Raw genomic sequence first — 21,030 nt, forward strand, 5'->3', positions numbered from 1 at the left:
GATTCAGGCGACGCGCTTCAGGTGCGCGGGCAGGCTGCCGGCGGCCAGCTGGCTGCGGCGCTTGCGCATCTCGATGAAGCGCACGATCGCGTCGACGAGTTCGGCGTCGGTGGCCAGCTCCAGTGCGTCGACGCTGCTGCGCGTGAGGGCCTCGCGCAGCTCCGCCTCGCGCTGCGCGGCGATGCGCGCGAAACGCTTGCGGAACCCGGCATCGTGCGTGTCCACCACCACCTGCTCGCCCGTCTCGGCGTCGCGCAGGGTGAGCAGGCCGAGGTCGGGCAGTTCGAGCTCCAGCGGGTCGAGAACGCGCACGGCCACCACCTCGTGCCGCTGCGCGAGCTGCGCCAGGGGCTTTTCCCAGCCGGGCTCGCTGATGAAATCCGAGACGACGTAGACCGTCGAGCGGCGCTTGATCAGGCTGGCGCCGGACTCCAGCAGCTCCTTCAGCCGCGTGACGTGGCCTTCGACGGGCGGCGGCCGGTCCAGCATCTTGTGCAGCAGGTGCAGCACGTGGCGCCGGCCGTTGCGGGTGGGGATGATCGTGTCCACGCCCGAGCCGTACAGCATCGCGCCCACGCGGTTGCCGTGCCGCGTCAGAAGGCGGGCCAGCACCGCCACGAATTCGGCCGAGACGTTGCGCTTGCGCAGCTCGCTGGAGCCGAAGTCCACCGAGGGGCTCAGGTCCATCAGGAACCAGGCCGACATCTCGCGGTCCTCGGTGAAGACGCGCACGTAGGGCGCCTGCATGCGCGCCGTCACGTTCCAGTCGATGTGGCGCACGTCGTCGTGCACCTGGTATTCGCGCAGGTCGGCGAGGTCCAGCCCGGTGCCGCGCAGCAGCGTGCGGTAGTCGCCCTGCAGCAGGCCGTCGAGGCGCCGGATCACCTTCCATTCGAGCCGGCGCAGCACGTGGTCGGCGTGGTGCGCCTGCATGCCGCTGCCGGCCGCGCCGGAGGGCTCGGGCCCGGCGGGCGCCGCGGCGCCCTTACGCCACCAGCTTTTCATGTTCCAGCGGCTTGGCCGGCGGCGGGATCTTGGCCATGACCTTCTGCACCACGGCGTCGGAGCTGAGGCCCTCCGACAGCGCCTCGTACGACAGCACCACGCGATGGCGCAGCACGTCCGGCACGAGGTCCACCATGTCCTCCGGCAGCGCGTAGCCGCGGCCGCGCAGCATCGCCAGCGCGCGGGCGCCTTCGGTGAGGTTGATGGTGGCGCGGGGGCTGGCGCCGTAGGTGATGAAGCGGGAGAGCTCCTTGAGGCCGTGGCGCTCCGGCGTGCGGGTGGCCGACACCAGCTTCACCGCGTACTGCACCAGCGAGGGATCGACGTAGACCTGCCGGCATTCGCGCTGCAGCTGCGCGAGCTGATCGGTGCTGGCCACCGCCGCCACGTCGACGGCCGGGCCGGTGACGCGCTGCACGATCACGAATTCCTCTTCGTCGCTGGGATAGTCCACCAGCACCTTCATCATGAAGCGGTCCACCTGCGCTTCCGGCAGGGGGTAGGTGCCCTCGGTCTCGATCGGGTTCTGGGTGGCCATCACCAGGAAGGGGCTGGGCACCTTGTGCGTCTCGCCGGCGATGGTGACCTGGCGCTCCTGCATCACCTCCAGCAGCGCGCTCTGCACCTTGGCGGGAGCGCGGTTGATCTCGTCGGCCAGCAGCAGGTTGGCGAACACCGGGCCCAGCGAGGTGGCGAACTCGCCCGTCTTCTGGTTGTAGATGCGCGTGCCCACCAGGTCGGCCGGCACCAGGTCGGGCGTGAACTGGATGCGCTTGAACTGCCCGCGCATGGTGTTGGCGAGCGTCTTCACCGTCAGCGTCTTGGCCAGTCCCGGCACGCCTTCCACCAGCAGGTGGCCCTGCGCCAGCATGGCGACCATCACCCGTTCCAGGAACCTGTCCTGCCCGACGACGACGCGCTTGACCTCGTACAGGATCTGTTCCATCAGTTGCGCCGTGGCGCTGTCGGTGCGGGCGTTGGTGTCCATGAAACCTCGTGCAGCGGGAAGGAAAAGGCGGCCGTCAGAACGGCGGCAGCCCGGCGGCGGAGGCGGCGTTCTCGATCGGCACGGCGAAGCCGATGCCGATGAACGTCCGCGCGGATGTGGGGTTGAGGATGGCGGTCACGATGCCGACCACTTCACCGTCCATGGTCACCAGCGGGCCACCGGAGTTGCCCGGATTGGCGGCGGCGTCGAACTGGATCAGGTTCTTCATCTCCTGCTTGCCCTCGGGCGAGCGGAACACGCGGCCGAGGCCGGAGACGATCCCGCCGGAGGCCGAGGGACCGATGCCGAACGGGAAGCCCACGGCCAGCACCTTGTCGCCGGGCGCGAGGTCGCTGGTGGAGCGCATGGTGGCGGAGATCAGGTCGTCCGGGATCTTGTTGGCCTGCAGCACGGCGAGGTCGTTCTCCGCCTGCACGCCGGTGATCGTGGCGTCGGCCTCCAGCCCGTCGTAGAACACCACCCGGACGTGGTCGGCCCCGTGCACCACGTGCAGGTTGGTGAGGATCACGCCCTTGTCGATGATGACCACGCCGGTGCCGACGCCGTTCTCGACTTCGTCGCTGTCGCCGGTCTGGTCCGTCGTGGCCGGACCCAGCGGCTTCGGCTTGGCGCTCTTGGTGGAGAGCCGGGTCTCGGCGTCCCTCAGCCGGCTCTTCTTCACGTAGCTCACCACGCGCACCACCGCCGGCCTCACGTTCTCGTAGGCCCGCGCGTATTCCGACGGCATGACCTGCGTCTCCATCGTCTTGAGCACGGCGGCGTTGATGTCTTCCTGCGTGAGCTTGCGCGGCATGGGCCGCAGCGCGAGGCTCAGGGCGAGGGCGACGCCGAGCAGCAGGATCGCCGACCACTGCAGCGCGGGACTGGAAGGGGACAGGAAGGGACGGCGCTTGCGTTGCGGCGCCGCCGCCGCTGCAGCATCGGGCGGCTGCGGCTCGGCGGTGCCCGCGGACGCGCCGGGTTGATCGGCCGCCGCGGGGCGGGCAGGGCGGCTGGAACTGTAAAGGGCTGGCCTGCGCATCCGTGATCCTTGGGCTGTCCGGAAAGTTCGCGGGCCACGCCGATGCAGCCCTGGCGATGGCACACGGTATCACGGTTTGCCGGGCTCTGCACGGCTTGCGCCATCATCCGGGGTGGATGTGGAAACCCTCTATGTGGATAGATACGCATTGCCACCTCGACGCCGGTGAATTCGCCGGCGAGACCGACGCCGTGCGCGAGCGCGCACGGGCCGCCGGCGTGCGGCACTGCGTGTTGCCGGCGGTGCTTCCGGGCAACTTTGATGCGGTGCGGGAGCTCGCGCACCGGCATGGTGACAGCTACGCGCTGGGCATCCATCCTCTATGTACCGGCGCGGCCGGCGACGGGGACCTCGTGCTGCTCGACCGCGCGCTGGCGGCGGCGCGCGACGATCCGCGCCTGGTCGCGGTGGGCGAGATCGGCCTGGACTATTTCGTGCCGGACCTCGATGCCGCGCGCCAGGAGCATTTCTATCGTGAGCAACTGCAACTGGCGCGCCGCCATGGCCTGCCGGTGCTGCTGCACGTCCGCCGCTCGGCCGACCAGCTGCTGCGCGAGCTGCGCCGCGCACCGGTCGGGGGCATCGTCCACGCGTTCAACGGCAGCCAGCAGCAGGCGCGCGAGTTCGTGAAGCTCGGGTTCCGGCTCGGCTTCGGCGGCACCGTCACCTACGAGCGCGCGCTGCAGATCCGCCGGCTGGCCCGCGAGCTGCCGGCCACCGCCCTGGTGCTGGAGACGGATGCGCCGGACATCCCGCCGCGCTGGCTGTACCGGACGGCGCAGGAGCGGGCGGGCGGCGCGCCGCAGGGACGCAACGAGCCCGGCGAGCTGCCGGCGATCGGCGCGGCGCTGGCCGCGCTGCGGGGCATGGAAGCGGAGGAACTGGCGGCGGTGACCAGCCGCAATGCCTGCGCGGCGCTGCCGCGGCTGGGCGCCCTGCTGCGGATCTAGGAGCCTGGGCTCCTGGCTTCCGCCAGCGGCTTCGCCTTCTGCTGCATCCAGGCGAGCTGCGTGTCCAGCTCCGCCTGCAGCGCTTCCAGGTGGTGCAGCTCGGCGACTGCGCGGGTGACGGCGACCTCCAGCGCATGCCGGGCCTCGATGGCGGCCAGCAGTTCCGCCGGCTCCGGCGGACGCGCCTCGGCCACCTCCTGCATGGCCTGCAGCTGGTGCTGCAGCGTGAGGCCGGCCGGCCGGACCTCGTCCTGCAGCAGGCGGCACAGGGCCGCGCGATGGTCCAGGACCTGCGTGCCGAGCGAGCGCGCGGCCCGCGCGGCGCCGCAGAAATCCTCCACCGCGTGCAGCTTGTCCTGCAGCGCCTCGCCGCGGCGGGCGAGCTCCTGCAGCGCCTGCCGGGACACCGGCGCCGTCGCCGCCTGGCGGCGGAGGGCCAGCTCCTGCTCCATGTTGCGCAACCACGCCAGTCCGTGGCGCACCCGCTTGTGGATGGAGCGGGACTCCATCAGCAGCTCCGCCCACAGCATGCGCGTGGTGGAGGCATCGACGGCATGGCGGCCGATGAAGTGCAGGGCCGTCGTGGCGAGCCGGCGCGCCGCCGCGCCGACCGCGGCGCACTGCCGGTGGAACTCGGCCAGCGGGAAGGCGCCGCCGCGGGGCGGCAGGAAATCCACGGCCGCACTCGCCTCCTGCAGCGCGTGCAGCGCGCGATCCAGTTCCGCGGGGCTCCAGGTCGCCTCGGATTGCTGCAGCCGCTCGCGCAGGCTGCCCAGCCGCGGCACCCGCTTGCCGGTCAGGGAGTGCAGCACCTGCTGGGCGGCGGCGGCCAGCGAGGAGGGCGAACGCGTCGGCGTGGCCACGGAGTTCGCCGCCTCCCGCAGGGCCGCGGTGCGGCTGGCGCGCCGCACCGGGTCGGGCAGTCCTTCGAGCTTGCTGGAGCGGGGGATCGGCATCAGTTGGGTCATTGCTGGTTCGGGAAAACCCGGATATCAACATTCTGTAACCTTCGCGGTCCCGCGTAAGTGACTTCGCTCACCGAGGGTGGGCGGCGTGGCGTTCCGGCCGCAGCGGCGCGACGACCGGGCCCCGCGCGGGCCCGAACGGCCTTACGGGGCGTGCGGGGATAATGCGCGGCCGTGAAATCCTCCGCGCCCCACCAGCTCCCCGAAGTCAACTTCTCCGACGAGGGCGATACCCGCTACCTGCACCTCGGCACCGAATGGATCCAGGGCTCGATGCGGCTCGACGAGCCCTTCGAGATCGAGCTGGAGTACGTGCAGCGCATGATGGCCTGGCTGCTGTTCGTGGACCCCCCCGGGGTCTCGAAGCGGCATGCGATGCAGCTCGGGCTGGGGGCAGCCGCGCTGACCAAGTTCTGCCATCGCCGGATGCGCATGAAGACCACGGCCATCGAGCTGAACCCGCAGGTGATCGCCGCCTGCCGGCTGTGGTTCAAGCTGCCCCGGGACGATTCGCGCCTGTCCGTGATCCTGGGGGACGCCGCGGAAGTCGTCGCCCACGAACACTGGCGCGGCCAGGTCGACGCGCTGCAGGTCGACCTCTACGACCACGAAGCGGCCGCGCCCGTGCTGGATAGCGAGGAGTTCTACCGCCACTGCCGCTCGCTCCTGACCGAGGACGGCTGCATGACCGTCAACCTGTTCGGGCGCGCCTCCAGCTACGAGCGCAGCCTGAAGCGGATCCAGGGCGCGTTCGGCGCCGAGGCGGTGTGGGCCTTCCGGCCGACGCGCGAGGGCAACACCGTGGTGCTGGCGCTGCGCGAGCCGGTGCGGCCCGCACGCGGCGAGCTCGCGGCGCGCGCGGACGTGATCGAAACACGCTGGGGCCTGCCGGCGCGCAAGTGGCTGCGCGTTTTCAAGCCGAGCACCTGACCCCGGCGGCTACCATTGCCGCATGACCGCGCATCCGAAGCTGAAGATCTCCGCCCGCACGGCGCCGCACGGCCCGGTGCACTGGCGCCAGATGGTGGAGTGGCTCAGCGAGGACGGCGTGATCGGCCACGAGGAGGCCCGCCGCACCATCGCCCGCTGCTCCCACGCGGAGAGCGCGCAGCACCCGCTGGTGCGGCTGGCGGCCGTCGCGATGACCCGCGCCGCGGACGGCAAGCCGCTGGACATCGAGGCCCTGACCCAGTACCTCGCCACGCGCGCCCAGCTCGACTACCTGCGCATCGACCCGCTGAAGGTCGACGTGGCCAAGGTGGCCGACACCATGAGCGCCGGCTATGCCGAGCGCCACCACGTGCTGCCGGTGCAGGTCACGCCGACCGAGGTGGTGGTGGCCACCGCCGAACCCTTCGTGACCGACTGGGTGGACGAGGTCGAGCGGCAGTCGCGCCGCACGGTGCGCCGCGTGGTCGCCAACCCGCAGGAGATCCTGCGCTACACGGCGGAATTCTTCGCCCTGGCGAAGTCGGTGCGCGCGGCCCAGCGCGCCGGCGGCAACGCGGGCGCGGGCAGCTTCGAGCAGCTGGTCGAACTGGGCAAGTCCAACCGCCAGCTCGATGCCAACGACCAGAGCGTGGTGCAGGTGGTGGACTGGCTGTGGCAGTACGCCTTCGACCAGCGCGCGAGCGACATCCACCTGGAGCCGCGACGCGAGCAGGGCGTGATCCGCTTCCGCATCGACGGCGTGCTGCACCCGGTCTACCAGATGCCGCCGGCGGTGCTGAACGCGATGACGGCGCGCATCAAGCTGCTCGGTCGCATGGACGTGGTGGAGAAGCGCCGCCCGCAGGACGGCCGGATCAAGACCCGCAACCCGCGCGGCGACGAGGTGGAGATGCGCCTGTCGACGCTGCCCACGGCCTTCGGCGAGAAGATGGTGATGCGGATCTTCGACCCCGACACCACGGTCAAGGACCTCGACGCGCTGGGCTTCTCGGCGCACGACGCGCAGCGCTGGGAAGGGCTGGTGAAGCGCCCGCACGGGATCGTCCTGGTCACCGGCCCGACCGGCTCCGGCAAGACGACCACCCTCTATTCGACGTTGAAGCGGCTGGCGACCGAGGAGGTCAACGTCAGCACCGTGGAGGACCCGATCGAGATGATCGAGCCGTCCTTCAACCAGACGCAGGTGCAGGCCCAGCTGGACTTCGGCTTCGCCGAGGGCCTGCGGGCGCTGATGCGGCAGGACCCCGACATCATCATGGTGGGCGAGATCCGCGACCTCACCACCGCGGAAATGGCGGTGCAGGCGGCCCTCACCGGGCACCTCGTGTTCTCGACCCTGCACACCAACGACGCTCCCTCGGCCATCACCCGGCTGATGGAACTCGGCGTGCCGGGCTACCTGATCAATGCCACCGTGATCGGCGTGCTGGCCCAGCGGCTGGTGCGCACCCTCTGCCCCCAGTGCCGCGCCCCGGACACCGAAACCCCGCGCAGCGCGCTGGCCGAGGTGGTGAAGCCCTGGAAGCTCACCGGCACTTCGCAGCCGTACCGCGCCGTGGGCTGCGTCGACTGCCGCATGACGGGCTTCCTGGGCCGCATGGGGCTGTACGAACTGCTGACGGTCGGCGAAGCCTTCAAGGAGCAGGTGATGCGCGACCCGGCGGCGCCGGCACTGCGCCGCCTGGCCGTGGCGGATGGCATGCGCCCACTGCGGCTGGCCGGCGCGCTGCGCGTGGCCGAGGGCCTGACCACGCTGGAAGAAGTCCTGACGGCGACACCTTCGATGGAGTGAGCGCCGCGTCGCGGCTGTCTCCTCGGCAACAGCCCCGTAACGGGTTGTAGGTGGAACCCACATCGAGGGCGGCCCCTCCATCCTCCACAATCCGCCGGTCGCAAATCCCGTCTCAGGAGACAACATGAAAATCAAGAGCCAGAAGGATTTCTGGTCCGGGCTCATGTTCATGGCCACCGGCGTCGCATTCGCATGGGGCGCCACCAACTACACGATCGGTGAAGGCGCCCGCATGGGCCCCGGCTATTTCCCGCTGATGCTCGGGATCCTGCTCACCCTGATCGGCCTCTTCATCACGTTCGAGGCCATGGTGGTCGAGACGGAAGACGGCGAGCCGATCGGCACGTGGGCCTGGAAGCCCCTGGGCTTCATCATCGGCGCCAACCTCGTCTTCGGCATCCTGCTCGCGGGCCTGCCCAAGATCGGCATCCCCGCCATGGGCCTGATCGTCGCCATCTACGCGCTGACCTTCATCGCCAGCATGGCCGGCGACGAGCACAAGAACAAGGAAGTGGCGATCCTGGCGACCATCCTGGCCATCGGCAGCTACCTGGCCTTCATCGTCCTGCTGAAACTGCAGTTCCCGGTCTGGCCGAGCTTCATCAGCGGCTGAGAGGAAGAACGATATGGATCTCATTGCCAACCTCTCCCTGGGCTTCGGCGTCGCCTTCACGCCGATCAACCTGCTGTACGCCTTCATCGGCTGCCTGCTCGGCACGCTGATCGGCGTGCTGCCCGGCATCGGCCCCGTGGCGACCATCGCCATGCTGCTGCCGGCGACCTATGCGCTGCCGCCGGTGTCGGCCCTCATCATGCTGGCCGGCATCTACTACGGCGCGCAGTACGGCGGCTCCACCACGGCCATCCTGGTGAACCTGCCGGGCGAGTCGTCCTCCGTGGTGACAGTGATCGACGGCTACCAGATGGCCCGCCAGGGCCGAGCCGGCCCCGCGCTGGCCGCGGCCGGCCTCGGCTCGTTCTTTGCCGGCTGCGTCGGCACGCTGATCCTGGCCGCCTTCGCCGCCCCGCTGACGGAAGTCGCCTTCAAGTTCGGCCCGGCCGAATACTTCTCGCTGATGGTGCTGGGCCTGATCGGCGCCGTGGTGCTGGCCTCCGGCTCGCTGGTCAAGGCGATCGCCATGATCGTGCTGGGCCTGCTGCTGGGGCTGGTGGGCACCGACGTGAACTCCGGCGTCGCGCGCTTCTCCTTCGACATCCCGGAACTGACCGACGGCATCGGCTTCATCACCATCGCCATGGGCGTGTTCGGCTACGGCGAGATCATCTCCAACCTGGGCAAGAGCGACGAGCACCGCGAGGTGTTCACGGCCAAGGTGCAGGGCCTGTTCCCGACGCTGGAGGACTTCAAGCGCATGCTGCCCGCGGTGCTGCGCGGCACCGCGCTGGGTTCGATGCTGGGCATCCTGCCCGGTGGCGGCGCGCTGCTGGCGGCCTTCGCCGCCTACACGGTGGAGAAGAAGACCAAGCTCCAGCCCGGTGAAGTGCCCTTCGGGCGCGGCAACATCCGCGGCGTGGCGGCCCCCGAGTCGGCCAACAACGCCGGCGCGCAGACCTCCTTCATCCCGCTGCTGACGCTGGGCATCCCGCCCAACGCGGTGATGGCGCTGATGGTGGGCGCCATGACCATCCACAACATCCAGCCGGGCCCGCAGGTGATGACCAGCAACCCGCAGCTGTTCTGGGGCCTGATCGCCTCGATGTGGATCGGCAACGCGATGCTGGTGATCCTGAACCTGCCGCTGATCGGCATGTGGATCAAGCTGCTGACGGTGCCCTATCGCTGGCTGTTCCCGTCCATCGTGCTGTTCTGCGCGATCGGGGTCTACTCCACCAACAACAACGTGTTCGACATCTGGATGGTCGCGATCTTCGGCGTGATCGGCTACCTGTTCATCAAGCTGGGATGCGAGCCGGCGCCGCTGCTGCTCGGATTCATCCTGGGGCCGATGATGGAAGAAAACCTGCGACGGGCGCTGCTGCTGTCGCGCGGCGACTGGAGCGTGCTGGTCACGCGTCCGCTGTCGGCGGGCCTGCTCGCGGCCGCCTTGCTCCTGGTCGTGATCGTCGCGCTGCCTTCGATCAAGGCGAAGCGCGAGGAAGCCTTCGTCGAAGACTGACCTGCGGCGTCACCCGCCAGACCGAAACGGCCCCTCGCGGGCCGTTTTTTTTCTTTCCCTGATAGCTCGACAGGCGCTAGCATGCGGTCATCGTGCGCAACCATTCGGCCGCCATCCTGCTGTTCATCCCCGTCCTGCTGCTGCTGGCGCTGTGGGCCTGGCTGACGGACTTCGTGACCATCCAGGGCGAATCCACCATCTACACGGTGGCCTGCAGCGGGGAATGGCGCGGCGAGACCTGCACCGGCCGGCTCGCGCCCGCGGACCGCTTCCGCTTCCGCGCGCTGCCGCGGCGCAAGGAGGTGCTGTTCTGGACGCTGGGCCGGCCCGAGCCCTCGGGCCGCTTCACCGGCTGCCAGATCGAGGACGGCCGCAACTGGACCTGCCCGGCCAGCGCCGACGCGGCCCGGACGATCACGCTGTCGCTGGTGGCCGGCCGCGCCGTGCATGACGCGAGCGGCGCCACGCAGGCCTTCCGCGCCGTGACGAAGTGGCGCTGGATGCTGATGCGATGGGGCGTGTCCATGGGCCGTTCGGCGGACTACTGAAGGTCATTCGCTTTCCGCGACAATGATCGCGTCCGCCGCGAAGACCCCTCCCATGCACCACCCTCCGGCCCACCCGCAAAGGGTGGCGCTGCACAACGAGATCCACGCCCGCCCGCCGGAGGCGATGATGGCGCCGCTGGCGCTGTCGCACCTGGTGCTGGTGGGCGACGCGGCCCAGCGCGAAGCCAGCCGCGCGCACCTCGCCGCCCTCCTGCGCGACCACCACCTGCCGCAGCCCGACGCGCAGACCACGCACGTGCGGCTGGACGTGGGCGCGATCCGCATCCGCTGGGAGCTGCACACGGAGTTCGTCGCCTGGACCTTCTCGCGGCCCTTCGATGCCGCGGGATTCGGCCGGCAGGAACCGGCCACCGCCTTGCAGGCCGTGCCGCAGGACTGGCTGGAGGGCCTGCCGGGGCAGGTGCTCGCGGCGCTGCACCTCTGGGTGCTGGCGGGCGAGTCGCAGGAGGACACGGTGCTCACCGGCCACGTGCTGCGCGAGGAGACGCTGGTCGGCTCCTCCGTCTCCGACGGCCACGCGCGCGTGTTCACCGATTTCGAGCTGCATGCCGACGGCTGGTCGCGCATGGTGCTGCTGGCGGACCACCTGCCGCCGCGCCGGCTCGGCCGGCTGGTGCAGCGGCTGCTGGAGATCGACACCTACCGCATGGCGGCCCTGCTGGGGCTGCCGGCGGCCCGCGAGTCCGCCGCGCTGCTGGCGCAGGCCGAGAGCGAACTGGCCTCCCTGGCCGAAGCGATCCGCGTGGCCGGCCGCCACGAGGAGCCGCAGCTGCTGGACCGCCTCACGCGCCTGGCGGGGCAGGTCGAGAGCAACTACGCCGCGACGCATTCCCGCTTTTCGGCGAGTGCCGCGTACTTCGAGCTGGTCGACCAGCGGCTGCAGGACGTCCATGAGCAGCGCCTGCCCGGCCTGCAGAAGCTCGGCGAGTTCATCGAGCGGCGCCTGTCGCCCGCCCGCGCCACCTGCGCCTGGTCGGTGCGGCGGCAGGATGCGCTGTCGCAGCGCGTCTCGCGCATCAGCAACCTGCTGCGCACGCGGGTGGAGATCGAACAGCAGCAAAGCAGCCAGGGCCTGCTGGCGACCATGAACCGGCGGCAGGACCTGCAGTTGCAGCTGCAGGCCACCGTGGAAGGCCTGTCGGTGGCGGCGATCACCTACTACATCGTCGGCCTGGTCAGCTACCTCGCCAAGGGCGCCGGGGCGCTGGGCTGGCCCTTCAGCCCGGAAACGACCGCCGCCGCCGCCATTCCCTTCGTGGCCGGGGCGGTGTGGTGGTCGATCCGCCGCCTGCACACGCGGCTGCTCGGACATTCGCAGTCGGCTTAGCCGACGCGACGCGCCTGCGCGCCCTTGCCGGGGCCGCCGCGAACGCGAGGACGCGGCCTGCGATGCGTATCATGCGTTCTTCTTTTGACATCACGGCAGGGCATGGTATGAAGCTGGGCATCACGGGGAAGTGGGCGCTGGTCTGCGGCGCCAGCAAGGGACTGGGTTACGGCTGCGCGCAGGCACTGGCGCGCGAGGGCGTGAACGTGGTGATCGTGGCGCGCGGCGAAGAGGCGCTGCAGGCGGCCGCCGAGCGCCTGCGCAAGGACCCCGAAGTTCCGGACGGAACGCAGGTCGAACCGATCGCGGTGGACATCACCGCGGCCGAAGGCCGCGCCAAGGTGTTCGCCTTCCGCAAGGACTACGACATCGTCGTCACCAATGCCGGCGGGCCGCCGCCCGGCGACTTCCGCGACTGGGACCGCGAGGCCTGGCTCAAGGCCGTGGACGCGAACATGCTGACGCCGATCGAACTGATCAAGGCCACGGTGGACGGCATGGCCGAACGCGGCTTCGGGCGCATCGTGAACATCACGTCCAGCGCGGTGAAGGCGCCGATCGACATCCTGGGCCTGTCCAACGGCGCGCGCAGCGGGCTGACCGGCTTCGTTGCCGGCGTGGCGCGCACGAGCAAGCTGGCGTCCAGCAACGTGACGATCAACAACCTGCTGCCCGGCGTGTTCGACACCGACCGGATCAAGACGACGCTGGAAGGCAGCGCGAAGAAGACCGGCAAGACGGTGGAGGAAATGCGCCAGCAGCGCATGAACACGATCCCGGCCCGCCGCTTCGGCACGCCCGAGGAATTCGGCACCGCCTGCGCCTTCCTCTGCAGCGCGCAGGCGAGCTACATCACGGGCCAGAACTTCCTGATCGACGGCGGCGCGTACCCGGGCACTTACTAAGACCAAAAGCAGGACCAAACCGGACAGCCGAACGCAGAGGGCGCAAAGAAGCGCAAAGGACGCAGAAGGACATCCTTCACGGATTTTTCTGCGTCCTCTGCGTAACCTTTGCGCCCTCTGCGTTCGGCTTTTGGTTTTCCCCTGTTTTCACCGCCGCGACGACACCACGATTCCCGCGACGATCAGGACGAACGCCAGGGCGTGGAACAGGCGCGGCGGCTCGCCCAGGAAGGCCGCCGAGAACAGCGCCGCGAACAGCGGCGTGAGGTTCGAGAAGAAGGCGGCGATCGTGGGCCCGACGCGCTGCACGCCCAGGCCCCAGCTGCGGTAGGCGAGGATCGCGGGGCCCACCGCCACGTAGGCCAGCGCCGCCGCGAGCGGCCAGCCCCACTGGATCGGCGGCGCGCCCAGGAGCGTTTCGCTGGCGGCGAACAGCGCCGACCACGCGACCCCGGGCACCATCTGCGCGACCAGGATGCCTGCCCAGTGGGAACGCACCTCCGGCGGGTCCCCGGGCCGGGTGAGCAGCCAGCTGTAGAGCGCCCACGCGGCGGTGGCCAGCAGCATGAAGAGGTCGCCCGCCACGAAGTGCACGTGGGCGAGCTGCGCCGCGTCGCCGCGGCACAGCACGACCAGCACGCCGGCGATCGAGAGCGCCGCGCCCGTCATCTGCCGGCCGGTGATGCGCTGGCCGAAGAACAGCGCCCCCACGGCCAGCATGAAGAACGGGATGCTGGCCGCGACCAGCGTCACGTTGATCGGCGTCGAGGTCTTCACCGCCTGGTACTGCAGCGCGTTGTAGCAGCCGATGCCGAGCAGGCCCAGCACCGCGTAGCGGCGCATGCGCGGCCAGATCGGGCTGCTGGCGCGCAGCAGCCGCCAGCCGAAGGGCAGCAGCAGAAGGAAGGCGATGGCCCAGCGCAGGAAGTTGAGCGTGAGCGGCGGCACCAGGGGCGTCACCATCCGCCCCACCACGGCGTTGCCCGCCCACAGCATGGGCGGGAGGGTGAGCAGCAGGGCGGTCGAAAGGGTGAGGCGCGGCGGCATGGGGCGAGGCCGCGACTTTACGCCGGAGGCCTGCGCGCGCGCTGAGGCGGCGCTGACGGATTCGTGGCACCATGCGCGGCATTCGAATCCAGGCAAGCACAAGGAGACACGCCATGGTCAAGGCAGTCCGCATCCGCCAGAACGGCGGCCCCGAGCAGATGGAACTGGTCGACGTCGAGGTGGGCCAGCCCGCGGCGGGCGAGATCCGCATCCGCCACAAGGCGGTCGGCCTCAACTTCATCGACGTCTACCAGCGCTCGGGCCTCTACCAGCTGCCCATGCCGCTCACGCTGGGCATGGAAGCGTCGGGCATCGTCGAGGCGGTGGGCGAGGGCGTGACGCACCTGAAGGCCGGCGACCGCGCGGCCTACGCCAGCCATCCGCCCGGCTCCTATTCGGAAGAGCGCGTGATGCCGGCGAAGACCGTGGTCAAGCTGCCCGATGCCATCAGCTTCGAGACCGGCGCGGCCATGATGCTCAAGGGCCTCACCGCGCAGTACCTGCTGAAGCGCACGCAGCCGCAGGGAGGCCTGAAGGAAGGCGACTTCGTGCTGTTCCATGCCGCTGCCGGCGGCGTCGGCCTGATCGCCGTGCAGTGGGCCAAGGCCATGGGCCTGCGCCTGATCGGCACGGCGGGCAGCGACGAGAAGTGCGCGCTGGCGAAGTCGCTCGGCGCCGAGTTCATGATCAACTACGGCAAGGAAGACTTCCTTGCCCGGGTCAAGGAGATCACCGGCGGCAAGGGCGTGAAGGTGGTCTACGACTCGGTCGGCAAGGACACCTGGGACAAGTCGCTCGACTGCCTGCGGCCCTTCGGCCTGATGGCGAGCTTCGGCAACGCCTCCGGCCCGGTGCCGCCGTTCGCGCCCGGCATCCTCGGGAACAAGGGTTCCCTGTACGTCACGCGCCAGACGCTGTTCACGCACATCGCCACGCGCGAGTCCACGCAGGAGATGGCGGACGACCTGTTCGCGGCCGTGACCGGCGGCAAGGTGCAGATCCGCATCGACCAGCGCTTCCCGCTGGCGCAGGTGCGGGAGGCGCACCAGGCCCTGGAGGCGCGCAAGACCACCGGCTGCACGATCCTCACCGTCTGACGCGGTGGGCGCGCTGCGGCTCGGCGCGGCATGGCGCGCGCACCTGCGCGACGCGGCCGACTGCGTGCCGCGGCACGCGCGCGTGCCGCTCGCCTGGCGCGGCCAGCGCATCGGCTCGGTCGAGCCGGACCTGTTCCTGCGCGCCGGGCTGGAGGGCGACCCCTTGCTGGTGTCCCGGGGCGGCGCCTGGGAGATCCCGGGCGAGCTGACGCCTTCGCTCGCGCAGATCGCGTTCGTGCTGCGCGACAAGGGGCTGGCCCACACCTGGCGCGACGAGCAGATCGCGGTGCGCAACGAGGCGGGCGCGCTGCTGGGCACCGTCGAGCGCGCCCTGGTGCGCCCGCTGGGCATCGCCACCCACGCCGTGCACCTCGTCGCGACGGACCCGCGGGGCGGCCACTGGGTGCAGCAACGGGCCTTCGACAAGCCGACCGATCCGGGACTGTGGGACACGCTGGTGGGCGGCCTCGTGCCCGCGAGCGATTCGCAGGACGAGGCGCTCGCGCGCGAGACCTGGGAGGAGGCGGGGCTGCGGCTGGCGCAGGTGCAGGGCTTGCGCCATGGCGGGCGGCTGCTGACGCGGCGGCCCTTCCGCGAGCTGGCGCACGGCTATGTCGTCGAGTTCATCGACTGGTATGCGTGCACGCTGCCGGCCGGGGTGGAGCCTGCCAACCAGGATGGCGAGGTGGCGGATTTCCGGTGCATGGCGCCGGCCGAAGTGGAGTCCCTGCTGGAAGGCGAGGGCTTCACGATCGACGCTTCGCTGGTGATGGTGGCGGCGTTCGGGGATCCTTAGCCGGCGCGCCGCCCACCAGCTGTTCGAGCACGGCATACACCGCCGCCGTATCGGCATCGCCATGCCCCAGCGCCATCGCGGCGTTGTAGATCGGCATGCAGGCGGCGAACAGGGGCGCGGGCGTGTCGGTGGCCTGCAGCTGCTCGTTGATCAGCCGCATGTCCTTCTGCCAGGTCGCCACCTTCATGGTGGCCTTGTCCCAGCCGCGGTCCACCATCACCGGGCCGCGGACCTGGAACATGCGCGAGCCGCCGGCGCCATCGGCCACCACCCGGACGATCTGCGCCGGGTCGAGCCCCGCGCGCGCTCCCATCAGGATCGCCTCGGCGGTGGACACGTTGTGGATCGCCACCAGCAGGTTGGCCACCAGCTTCATGCGCATGCCGTTGCCGAATTCGCCGACGTCGTAGCGCACGCGCGCGAAGCCCTCGAACACGGGCGAGAAGGCCTCGATCGCCGCGGCGTCGCCGCTCGCATAGACGGCGAGGTCGCGGTTCACGGCCTGCGCGCCGGTGCCGGAAAGGGGGCAGTCCAGCAGGGTGATGCCGTGGCCCGCGAGACGCTCGTGCGCGCGCCGCTTGGCCGCCTCGGGCAGCGTGCTGGTCTCGGCCACCAGCAGGCCGCGCACGCCGGCGTCGACCAGTTCGTCCACCACGACGTCCAGCGCGGCTTCGCTGGGCAGCGACAGGACGATGAAGCGGGCCTCGCGCGCGACTTCCGTCGCGCTGGTGCAGGCGGTTCCGCCGGCCTCGACCAGCGTGCGCCGGGCCTTCTCGTCGGGATCGCTGCCATGGACCGCGAAGCCGCCCTGCACCAGGTTGGCCGAGATGGCCGAACCCATGATGCCGAGGCCGACGACGCCGACGGCGGTGCGCACGCGGACCTTCACTCGCCCTTGATGTTGTTGTCCGCCACCAGCTTCGAGTACTTGTTGACCTCGGCGGCGAGGAAGGTGCGGAACTCGTCCTGCGTGCTGGCCTGCGCTTCGACGCCGAGGTCGGCGAACTTCGCCTTGAGCTCGGGGTCGGCCATGATCTTCACCAGCGCGGCGTGGTAGCTGTCGACGACGGCCTTCGGCGTGCCGGCGGGCAGGAACACGCCCCACCAGTTCTCGGCCACGATGCCCGGCAAGCCCGCCTCGGCGAAGGTCGGGATCTCGGGGAACATCTTCGAGCGCGTGCCGCTGGTGATGGCGATCGGGCGCAGCCTGCTGGTCTTGATGAACTGCGAGACCGGCAGCGCGTCGGCCACCATCATGTCGATGTGGCCCGCCAGCAGGTCGTTCACCGCCTGGCCGCCGCCCTTGTAGTTGATGCCGTTCATCTTCACCCTGGCCTGCCGCATGATCAGCTCGCCGCCGAGATGCGCCATGCTGCCCGGGCCGCTGGTGCCGAAGCTGACCTGGCCGGGCTTCGCCCGCGCGGCGGCGAGGATCTCCTGCAGCGACTTGTACGGCGAGTTCGCCGGCACCACGAGGATGTTGGCGCCGACGGCCGTGAGCGCCACCGGCACGAAGTCCTTCTCGATGCTGTAGGGCACCTTGCTGATGAGCGGGTTGACCGCCACCGGGCCGAGGTTGCCGACCACGAAGGTGTAGCCGTCGGCCGGCTGGCGCGCGGCGTATTCCATGCCGATCGAACCGGCCGCGCCGGGCTTGCTCTCGATCAACACCGGCTGGCCCCAGAGGTCCTGCAGTTTCTGGCCCATGATGCGGGCCATCAGGTCGGAGCTGCCGCCGGCGGGATAGGTGACCACCAGGTGCACGGGCTTGTTCGGGAAGCTCTGCGCCTGGGCCGCCAGGGGGGCGAGGCCGGCGCACGCCAGGGCCAGCAGGAATCGATGGGCATCACGGCGGGACGCGGGTCTCATCGGATCACTCCTTTCGGAATGGCGTGCGACCCGACCGGGGAAAACACGGCGTGGCGCCACGTCGCGATCGACTCTAAGATCGATCGTTCCACGGTACTTGCGTACTTTCCCGCATGCTGCACACCGCTCCGGGCGCCCGCGCCGACCAGACGCTGTCGCTCAACATGAAGCTGCTCGCGCAGCACGAGCTGCAAGGCCACGGCGGGATCGGCGAGGGCATGGCTCTGCAGCTCACCCGCGACGGCCGGCGCATCCTGTGGCTGGCGCACGAGTCGGCGCCCAAGAACTTCTCCGGCGTCGACGTGACCGATCCGCGCGCGCCGCGGCTGGTCGTGCAGACCGAACTGCCGCACACGAGGATGCGGTCCAATTCGCTGGACCTGGTGGGCGATCTCCTGGCGGTGGCGTATCAGACCAGCACGGTGGGGCTCGCGCCCGCGGGTGTGGACCTGTTCGACGTGAGCCGGCCCGAAGAGCCGAAGCTCGTCTCGCACTTCGACTGCTCCGGGCCGCACTCGCGCGGCGTGCACGCGCTGTGGTTCGTCGACGGCAGGACCATCCACATGGCGTCCGGCGCGCCGGACTTCACCCCGCGCAATCCGCTCGACGACCAGTTCTACCGCATCCTCGATGTGTCCGACCCGGCGAAGCCGGTGGAGGCGGGGCGCTGGTGGTATCCCGGCACGCGCGAAGGCGACGAGGCGCCGGCGCCGGCGCGGCTGGCGAAGAAGTTCGACATGGGCTTTCGCGCCCACAACACCAACGTGTTCCCCGAGCGGCCGGACCGCGCCTACGTCGGCTACATCGATGGCGGCGCCTTCGTGCTGGCCATCGCGGATCCCTCGCGGATCCAGGTGGTGTCGCACTGGAATCCCTCGCCGCCCTTCAACGGCTTCACGCACACGGTGCTGCCCCTGTTCGAGCGCCAGCTCTGGATCGTGAGCGACGAGTGCGTGCAGGACGACGGCGCCGACTGGCCCAAGCTGGTGTGGGTGGTCGATGCGCGCAACGAGGCCAACCCGGTGCCGATCGGCACCTTCCCCGCCCCGCCCTACGAAGCGTTCGCGCGCCGTGGCGGCCGCTTCGGCGCCCACAACCTGCACGAGAACCTCCCGGGGCCGGCCTCCTTCCGCTCCGACACCCTCATCGTCGGCACCTTCTTCAACGCCGGCGTGCGCGTGTACGACACCAGCAATCCCTACCGCGTGGAGGAGATCGCGTACTTCGTGCCGGGTGCGCCGCGGCTGTCGCCGGCGGGCGCCGTGCAGCTCAACGACGTGTACGTGGACGAACGCCGCATCGTGTACACCGTGGACCGCTTCACCGGCGGGCTCTACGTCCTGGAGCTCGACGTCTGAGCATGCCGGGAAGTTCGCGCGACCCGCTCGCGGGCAAGCTGCCGGTCACCCTGGTCACCGGCTTCCTGGGCAGCGGCAAGACGACGCTCGTCTCGAAGCTGGTGCGGCACCCGGCGATGAACCGCGTCGCCGTGGTGATCAACGAGCTGGGCGAGATCGGCATCGACCACGACCTCGTGGCGATGTCGACCGAGAACATCGCGCTGCTGGCCAACGGCTGCGTCTGCTGTTCGGTACGCACCGACCTGCAGGAAACGCTGCGCGACCTGTTCGCGCGCCGGCGCGCCGGCGAGGTCGCCGACTTCGACCGCGTGATCATCGAGACCACGGGCCTGGCCGATCCGGCGCCGGTAGTGCAGACGCTGCTGGCGGACGCGCTCGTCTGCGCGCACTTCCGGCTCGACGGGCTGGTGACGCTGGTGGATGCCGTCAACGGCGCGCAGCAACTCCTCGAGCATGCGGAGCCGGCCAAGCAGATCGCGCTGGCCGACCGCGTGTTCCTCACCAAGAGCGACATCGCGCCGCCCGAAGCGGTGGAGGAACTGCGCGCCGCGATCGCGCAGATCAACCCCGGCGCCGAGGCGAGGCTGGTCCTGCACGGCGAGGTGGATCCTCAGGCGCTGACGGGCCTCGGCCTTGCGAGCGCGCGCGCCGGCGAGGCGACGCTGCGCTTCCTCGGCGCGCCGCTGCAAGGCGAGGGCACGGGCGGCGAGAAGCGCCTGGGCCGGCTGCACGACGGCTCCATCCGCACGCTGGCGCTGCATTTCGACACCCCTTTCACGTGGGACAGCTTCTCCGCTGCGCTGGAACTGCTCACGACGCTGCGCGGGCCGGACCTGCTGCGCGTGAAGGGCATCGTCAACGTGGAAGGGCAGCCGGTGGTGGTGCAGGGCGTGCAGCACATCTTCCATCCGCCGGTGACGCTGGATCGATGGCCCGGCGCGGACCGGCGCACGCGCCTCGTGTTCATCACCCGCCGCATTGAGGCGGCGACAATCCGCGACCTGCTCGAGGCCGTTGCCCGGGCCGCCCCGCCTTGACCGGCCTTCCAGCGGGGCGGCTATGATCAGCCGAAAGCAAACCCCAGGAGGCGAATTGCTGTATTCGTGCGCACCGGACTGCTCCGATCCCCGGCACGGCCATGCGGCACCGGCCCGCTCCGCCCACCTGAAGGCTCCCTCCCTGCGCGCCGCCGCCTCCCGCGTCGTGGCGCGCGGCCGCCGCGGCAAGATCCAGGTCGTTGACCTGCACTGCCACTACCTCAATCCCGAGGTGAACGCGAAGACGGCGCACCTGAACGCCTCGCAGCACGATCCCACGGTGATCTTCGCCAACGAGCTCACGCGCGAGACCAACGTGCGGCAGATGAAGAGCCGCGCCCCCAAGCTCACCGGGGTGGACGTGCGGCTGAAGGACATGGACCGCATGGGCATCGACGTGCAGGCGATCTGCCCCGCGCCCTACCACTTCTTCTACTTCACCGAACCGGATTACGGCGCGCAGCTGGCGCGCGAGGTCAACGAAGGGATCGCGAAGGTGGTCGCCGGCACGCCGGAGCGCTTCGTCGGGCTCGGCTCGGTGCCGCTGCAGGACGCGGAGCTCGCCGTGCGCGAACTCGATCACGCCGTGAAAGAGCTGGGTCTGCGCGGGGTCGAGATCTGCACCAACGTCAACGGCCGCAACCTCACCGACCCGGAGCTCGGGCTGGAGAAGTTCTTCGCCCGTTGCGAGGAACTGGGCATCCTGCTGTTCATGCACCCGCTCGGCTACACGCAGGCGGACCGCCTCACGCAGCACTACTTCAACAACGTGATCGGCAACCCGCTCGATTCGACGGTGGCGGTGTCGCACCTGATCTTCGACGGCGTGATGGCGCGCCACCCGAAGCTGAAGGTGCTGGTGGCGCACGGCGGCGGCTTCGTCGCCCACTACTGGGCCCGCATGGACCACGCGTGGCGGGCGCGGCCCGACTGCCGCACCGTGATCAAGCGGCCGCCGTCGAAGTACCTGGAGAAGTTCTTCTTCGACACCATCACCCACGATCCGCTGCTGCTGAAGCACCTGGTCGAACGGTTCGGGGCCGACCACGTCGTGCTGGGCACGGACTACCCCTACGACATGGGCGAGGAGGATCCGCTGGGCCTGGTCGCCCAGGTGAAGCGGCTGCCCAAGGCGGAGCGCGACCTGATCGTGGGCGGCAACGCGGCGCGGCTGCTGAAGCTGAAGTGACG

Annotated in this window: 20 protein-coding genes; 13 read left to right on the forward strand and 7 right to left on the reverse strand. The window is 70.2% G+C overall.

Annotation, left to right across the window (positions count from 1 at the left end; translation table 11 throughout):
- Nucleotides 1–3 precede the first annotated feature (3 nt).
- From JJ685_RS23210 to JJ685_RS23220, 3 genes are read right to left on the reverse strand one after another with little or no spacing between them, the layout of a single operon-like run.
- A complete protein-coding gene (locus JJ685_RS23210) occupies nt 4–1,005 on the reverse strand; it encodes a DUF58 domain-containing protein (RefSeq protein WP_201676736.1) in 1,002 nt (333 codons plus the stop codon).
- A complete protein-coding gene (locus JJ685_RS23215; RefSeq protein ID WP_201676737.1) occupies nt 986–1,993 on the reverse strand; it encodes an AAA family ATPase in 1,008 nt (335 codons plus the stop codon). The genes JJ685_RS23210 and JJ685_RS23215 overlap by 20 nt, the downstream gene beginning before the upstream one ends.
- Before the next feature lie 34 nt (nt 1,994–2,027).
- Entirely contained in the window at nt 2,028–3,035 is a 1,008-nt protein-coding gene (locus JJ685_RS23220; RefSeq protein WP_201676738.1) for a S1C family serine protease, read from the reverse strand.
- Between the two features lie 131 nt (nt 3,036–3,166).
- On the opposite strand from JJ685_RS23220, the gene JJ685_RS23225 reads away from it, so the two are divergent.
- The gene (locus JJ685_RS23225; protein ID WP_236599220.1) at nt 3,167–3,985 is read left to right on the forward strand and encodes a TatD family hydrolase; all 819 of its coding nucleotides are present in this window, start codon (nt 3,167–3,169) and stop codon (nt 3,983–3,985) included.
- Here JJ685_RS23225 and JJ685_RS23230 read toward each other — a convergent pair.
- Nucleotides 3,982–4,953, reverse strand: coding sequence for a hypothetical protein (locus tag JJ685_RS23230; protein ID WP_201676740.1), 972 nt, complete (start codon nt 4,951–4,953; stop codon nt 3,982–3,984). The two genes, JJ685_RS23225 and JJ685_RS23230, sit on opposite strands and share 4 nt — an antisense overlap.
- A 171-nt stretch (nt 4,954–5,124) precedes the next feature.
- Between JJ685_RS23230 and JJ685_RS23235 the strand changes: the two genes are divergently transcribed.
- The 7 genes from JJ685_RS23235 (at nt 5,125) to JJ685_RS23265 (ending at nt 12,632) form a co-directional block, all read left to right on the forward strand.
- Nucleotides 5,125–5,880, forward strand: a complete 756-nt coding sequence (locus tag JJ685_RS23235) for a spermine/spermidine synthase domain-containing protein (protein WP_330901827.1) — start codon at nt 5,125–5,127, stop codon at nt 5,878–5,880.
- Nucleotides 5,881–5,902: 22 nt separating this feature from the next.
- Entirely contained in the window at nt 5,903–7,693 is a 1,791-nt protein-coding gene (locus JJ685_RS23240; RefSeq protein ID WP_201676741.1) for a GspE/PulE family protein, read from the forward strand.
- A 124-nt stretch (nt 7,694–7,817) separates the two neighbouring features.
- Entirely contained in the window at nt 7,818–8,306 is a 489-nt protein-coding gene (locus JJ685_RS23245) for a tripartite tricarboxylate transporter TctB family protein (protein ID WP_201676742.1), read from the forward strand.
- Nucleotides 8,307–8,319: 13 nt separating this feature from the next.
- The gene (locus JJ685_RS23250; protein ID WP_201676743.1) at nt 8,320–9,831 is read left to right on the forward strand and encodes a tripartite tricarboxylate transporter permease; all 1,512 of its coding nucleotides are present in this window, start codon (nt 8,320–8,322) and stop codon (nt 9,829–9,831) included.
- Between the two features lie 92 nt (nt 9,832–9,923).
- Entirely contained in the window at nt 9,924–10,379 is a 456-nt protein-coding gene (locus JJ685_RS23255) for a hypothetical protein (protein ID WP_201676744.1), read from the forward strand.
- 52 nt (nt 10,380–10,431) lie between these two features.
- On the forward strand, nt 10,432–11,727 hold the full coding sequence (locus tag JJ685_RS23260; protein ID WP_201676745.1) for a DUF3422 family protein: 1,296 nt from the start codon (nt 10,432–10,434) through the stop codon (nt 11,725–11,727).
- A gap of 107 nt (nt 11,728–11,834) precedes the next feature.
- A complete protein-coding gene (locus tag JJ685_RS23265) occupies nt 11,835–12,632 on the forward strand; it encodes an SDR family oxidoreductase (protein WP_201676746.1) in 798 nt (265 codons plus the stop codon).
- Nucleotides 12,633–12,779: 147 nt separating this feature from the next.
- Here the strand turns inward: JJ685_RS23265 and JJ685_RS23270 are convergent, their stop codons facing one another.
- A complete protein-coding gene (locus JJ685_RS23270) occupies nt 12,780–13,679 on the reverse strand; it encodes a DMT family transporter (RefSeq protein ID WP_201676747.1) in 900 nt (299 codons plus the stop codon).
- Nucleotides 13,680–13,792: 113 nt separating this feature from the next.
- On the opposite strand from JJ685_RS23270, the gene JJ685_RS23275 reads away from it, so the two are divergent.
- A complete protein-coding gene (locus JJ685_RS23275; RefSeq protein WP_201676748.1) occupies nt 13,793–14,776 on the forward strand; it encodes a quinone oxidoreductase family protein in 984 nt (327 codons plus the stop codon).
- Between the two features lie 4 nt (nt 14,777–14,780).
- Nucleotides 14,781–15,572 (forward strand): NUDIX hydrolase, encoded by a 792-nt coding sequence (locus tag JJ685_RS23280; protein ID WP_201676749.1) that lies wholly within the window; start codon nt 14,781–14,783, stop codon nt 15,570–15,572.
- Here JJ685_RS23280 and JJ685_RS30320 read toward each other — a convergent pair.
- Entirely contained in the window at nt 15,523–16,449 is a 927-nt protein-coding gene (locus JJ685_RS30320; RefSeq protein ID WP_201676750.1) for an NAD(P)-dependent oxidoreductase, read from the reverse strand. The two genes, JJ685_RS23280 and JJ685_RS30320, sit on opposite strands and share 50 nt — an antisense overlap.
- Before the next feature lie 8 nt (nt 16,450–16,457).
- A complete protein-coding gene (locus tag JJ685_RS23290) occupies nt 16,458–17,441 on the reverse strand; it encodes a Bug family tripartite tricarboxylate transporter substrate binding protein (protein WP_201676751.1) in 984 nt (327 codons plus the stop codon).
- A 113-nt stretch (nt 17,442–17,554) separates the two neighbouring features.
- Here JJ685_RS23290 and JJ685_RS23295 point away from each other — a divergent pair, with 113 nt between their 5' ends.
- The 3 genes from JJ685_RS23295 to JJ685_RS23305 are packed head-to-tail and all read left to right on the forward strand — an operon-like array spanning nt 17,555 to nt 21,028.
- Entirely contained in the window at nt 17,555–18,799 is a 1,245-nt protein-coding gene (locus JJ685_RS23295) for an LVIVD repeat-containing protein (RefSeq protein ID WP_201676752.1), read from the forward strand.
- A gap of 2 nt (nt 18,800–18,801) precedes the next feature.
- Nucleotides 18,802–19,839 carry a CobW family GTP-binding protein gene (locus JJ685_RS23300; protein WP_201676753.1) on the forward strand — a complete coding sequence of 346 codons (1,038 nt, stop codon included), beginning with the start codon at nt 18,802–18,804 and terminating at the stop codon, nt 19,837–19,839.
- 55 nt (nt 19,840–19,894) lie between these two features.
- The gene (locus JJ685_RS23305; protein WP_201676754.1) at nt 19,895–21,028 is read left to right on the forward strand and encodes an amidohydrolase family protein; all 1,134 of its coding nucleotides are present in this window, start codon (nt 19,895–19,897) and stop codon (nt 21,026–21,028) included.
- Nucleotides 21,029–21,030 lie beyond the last annotated feature (2 nt).

It is taken from the genome of Ramlibacter monticola (assembly GCF_016722785.1).
Classification (GTDB): domain Bacteria; phylum Pseudomonadota; class Gammaproteobacteria; order Burkholderiales; family Burkholderiaceae_C; genus Ramlibacter; species Ramlibacter monticola.

Bases quoted from the DNA above. Each gene is read 5' to 3' on its own strand.
- JJ685_RS23210 (WP_201676736.1), bottom strand. From the start codon at position 1,005: ATGAAAAGCTGGTGGCGTAAGGGCGCCGCGGCGCCCGCCGGGCCCGAG.
- JJ685_RS23215 (WP_201676737.1), bottom strand. From the start codon at position 1,993: ATGGACACCAACGCCCGCACCGACAGCGCCACGGCGCAACTGATGGAA.
- JJ685_RS23220 (WP_201676738.1), bottom strand. From the start codon at position 3,035: ATGCGCAGGCCAGCCCTTTACAGTTCCAGCCGCCCTGCCCGCCCCGCG.
- JJ685_RS23225 (WP_236599220.1), top strand. From the start codon at position 3,167: ATGTGGATAGATACGCATTGCCACCTCGACGCCGGTGAATTCGCCGGC.
- JJ685_RS23230 (WP_201676740.1), bottom strand. From the start codon at position 4,953: ATGACCCAACTGATGCCGATCCCCCGCTCCAGCAAGCTCGAAGGACTG.
- JJ685_RS23240 (WP_201676741.1), top strand. From the start codon at position 5,903: ATGACCGCGCATCCGAAGCTGAAGATCTCCGCCCGCACGGCGCCGCAC.
- JJ685_RS23245 (WP_201676742.1), top strand. From the start codon at position 7,818: ATGAAAATCAAGAGCCAGAAGGATTTCTGGTCCGGGCTCATGTTCATG.
- JJ685_RS23250 (WP_201676743.1), top strand. From the start codon at position 8,320: ATGGATCTCATTGCCAACCTCTCCCTGGGCTTCGGCGTCGCCTTCACG.
- JJ685_RS23260 (WP_201676745.1), top strand. From the start codon at position 10,432: ATGCACCACCCTCCGGCCCACCCGCAAAGGGTGGCGCTGCACAACGAG.
- JJ685_RS23265 (WP_201676746.1), top strand. From the start codon at position 11,835: ATGAAGCTGGGCATCACGGGGAAGTGGGCGCTGGTCTGCGGCGCCAGC.
- JJ685_RS23270 (WP_201676747.1), bottom strand. From the start codon at position 13,679: ATGCCGCCGCGCCTCACCCTTTCGACCGCCCTGCTGCTCACCCTCCCG.
- JJ685_RS23275 (WP_201676748.1), top strand. From the start codon at position 13,793: ATGGTCAAGGCAGTCCGCATCCGCCAGAACGGCGGCCCCGAGCAGATG.
- JJ685_RS23290 (WP_201676751.1), bottom strand. From the start codon at position 17,441: ATGAGACCCGCGTCCCGCCGTGATGCCCATCGATTCCTGCTGGCCCTG.
- JJ685_RS23295 (WP_201676752.1), top strand. From the start codon at position 17,555: ATGCTGCACACCGCTCCGGGCGCCCGCGCCGACCAGACGCTGTCGCTC.
- JJ685_RS23300 (WP_201676753.1), top strand. From the start codon at position 18,802: ATGCCGGGAAGTTCGCGCGACCCGCTCGCGGGCAAGCTGCCGGTCACC.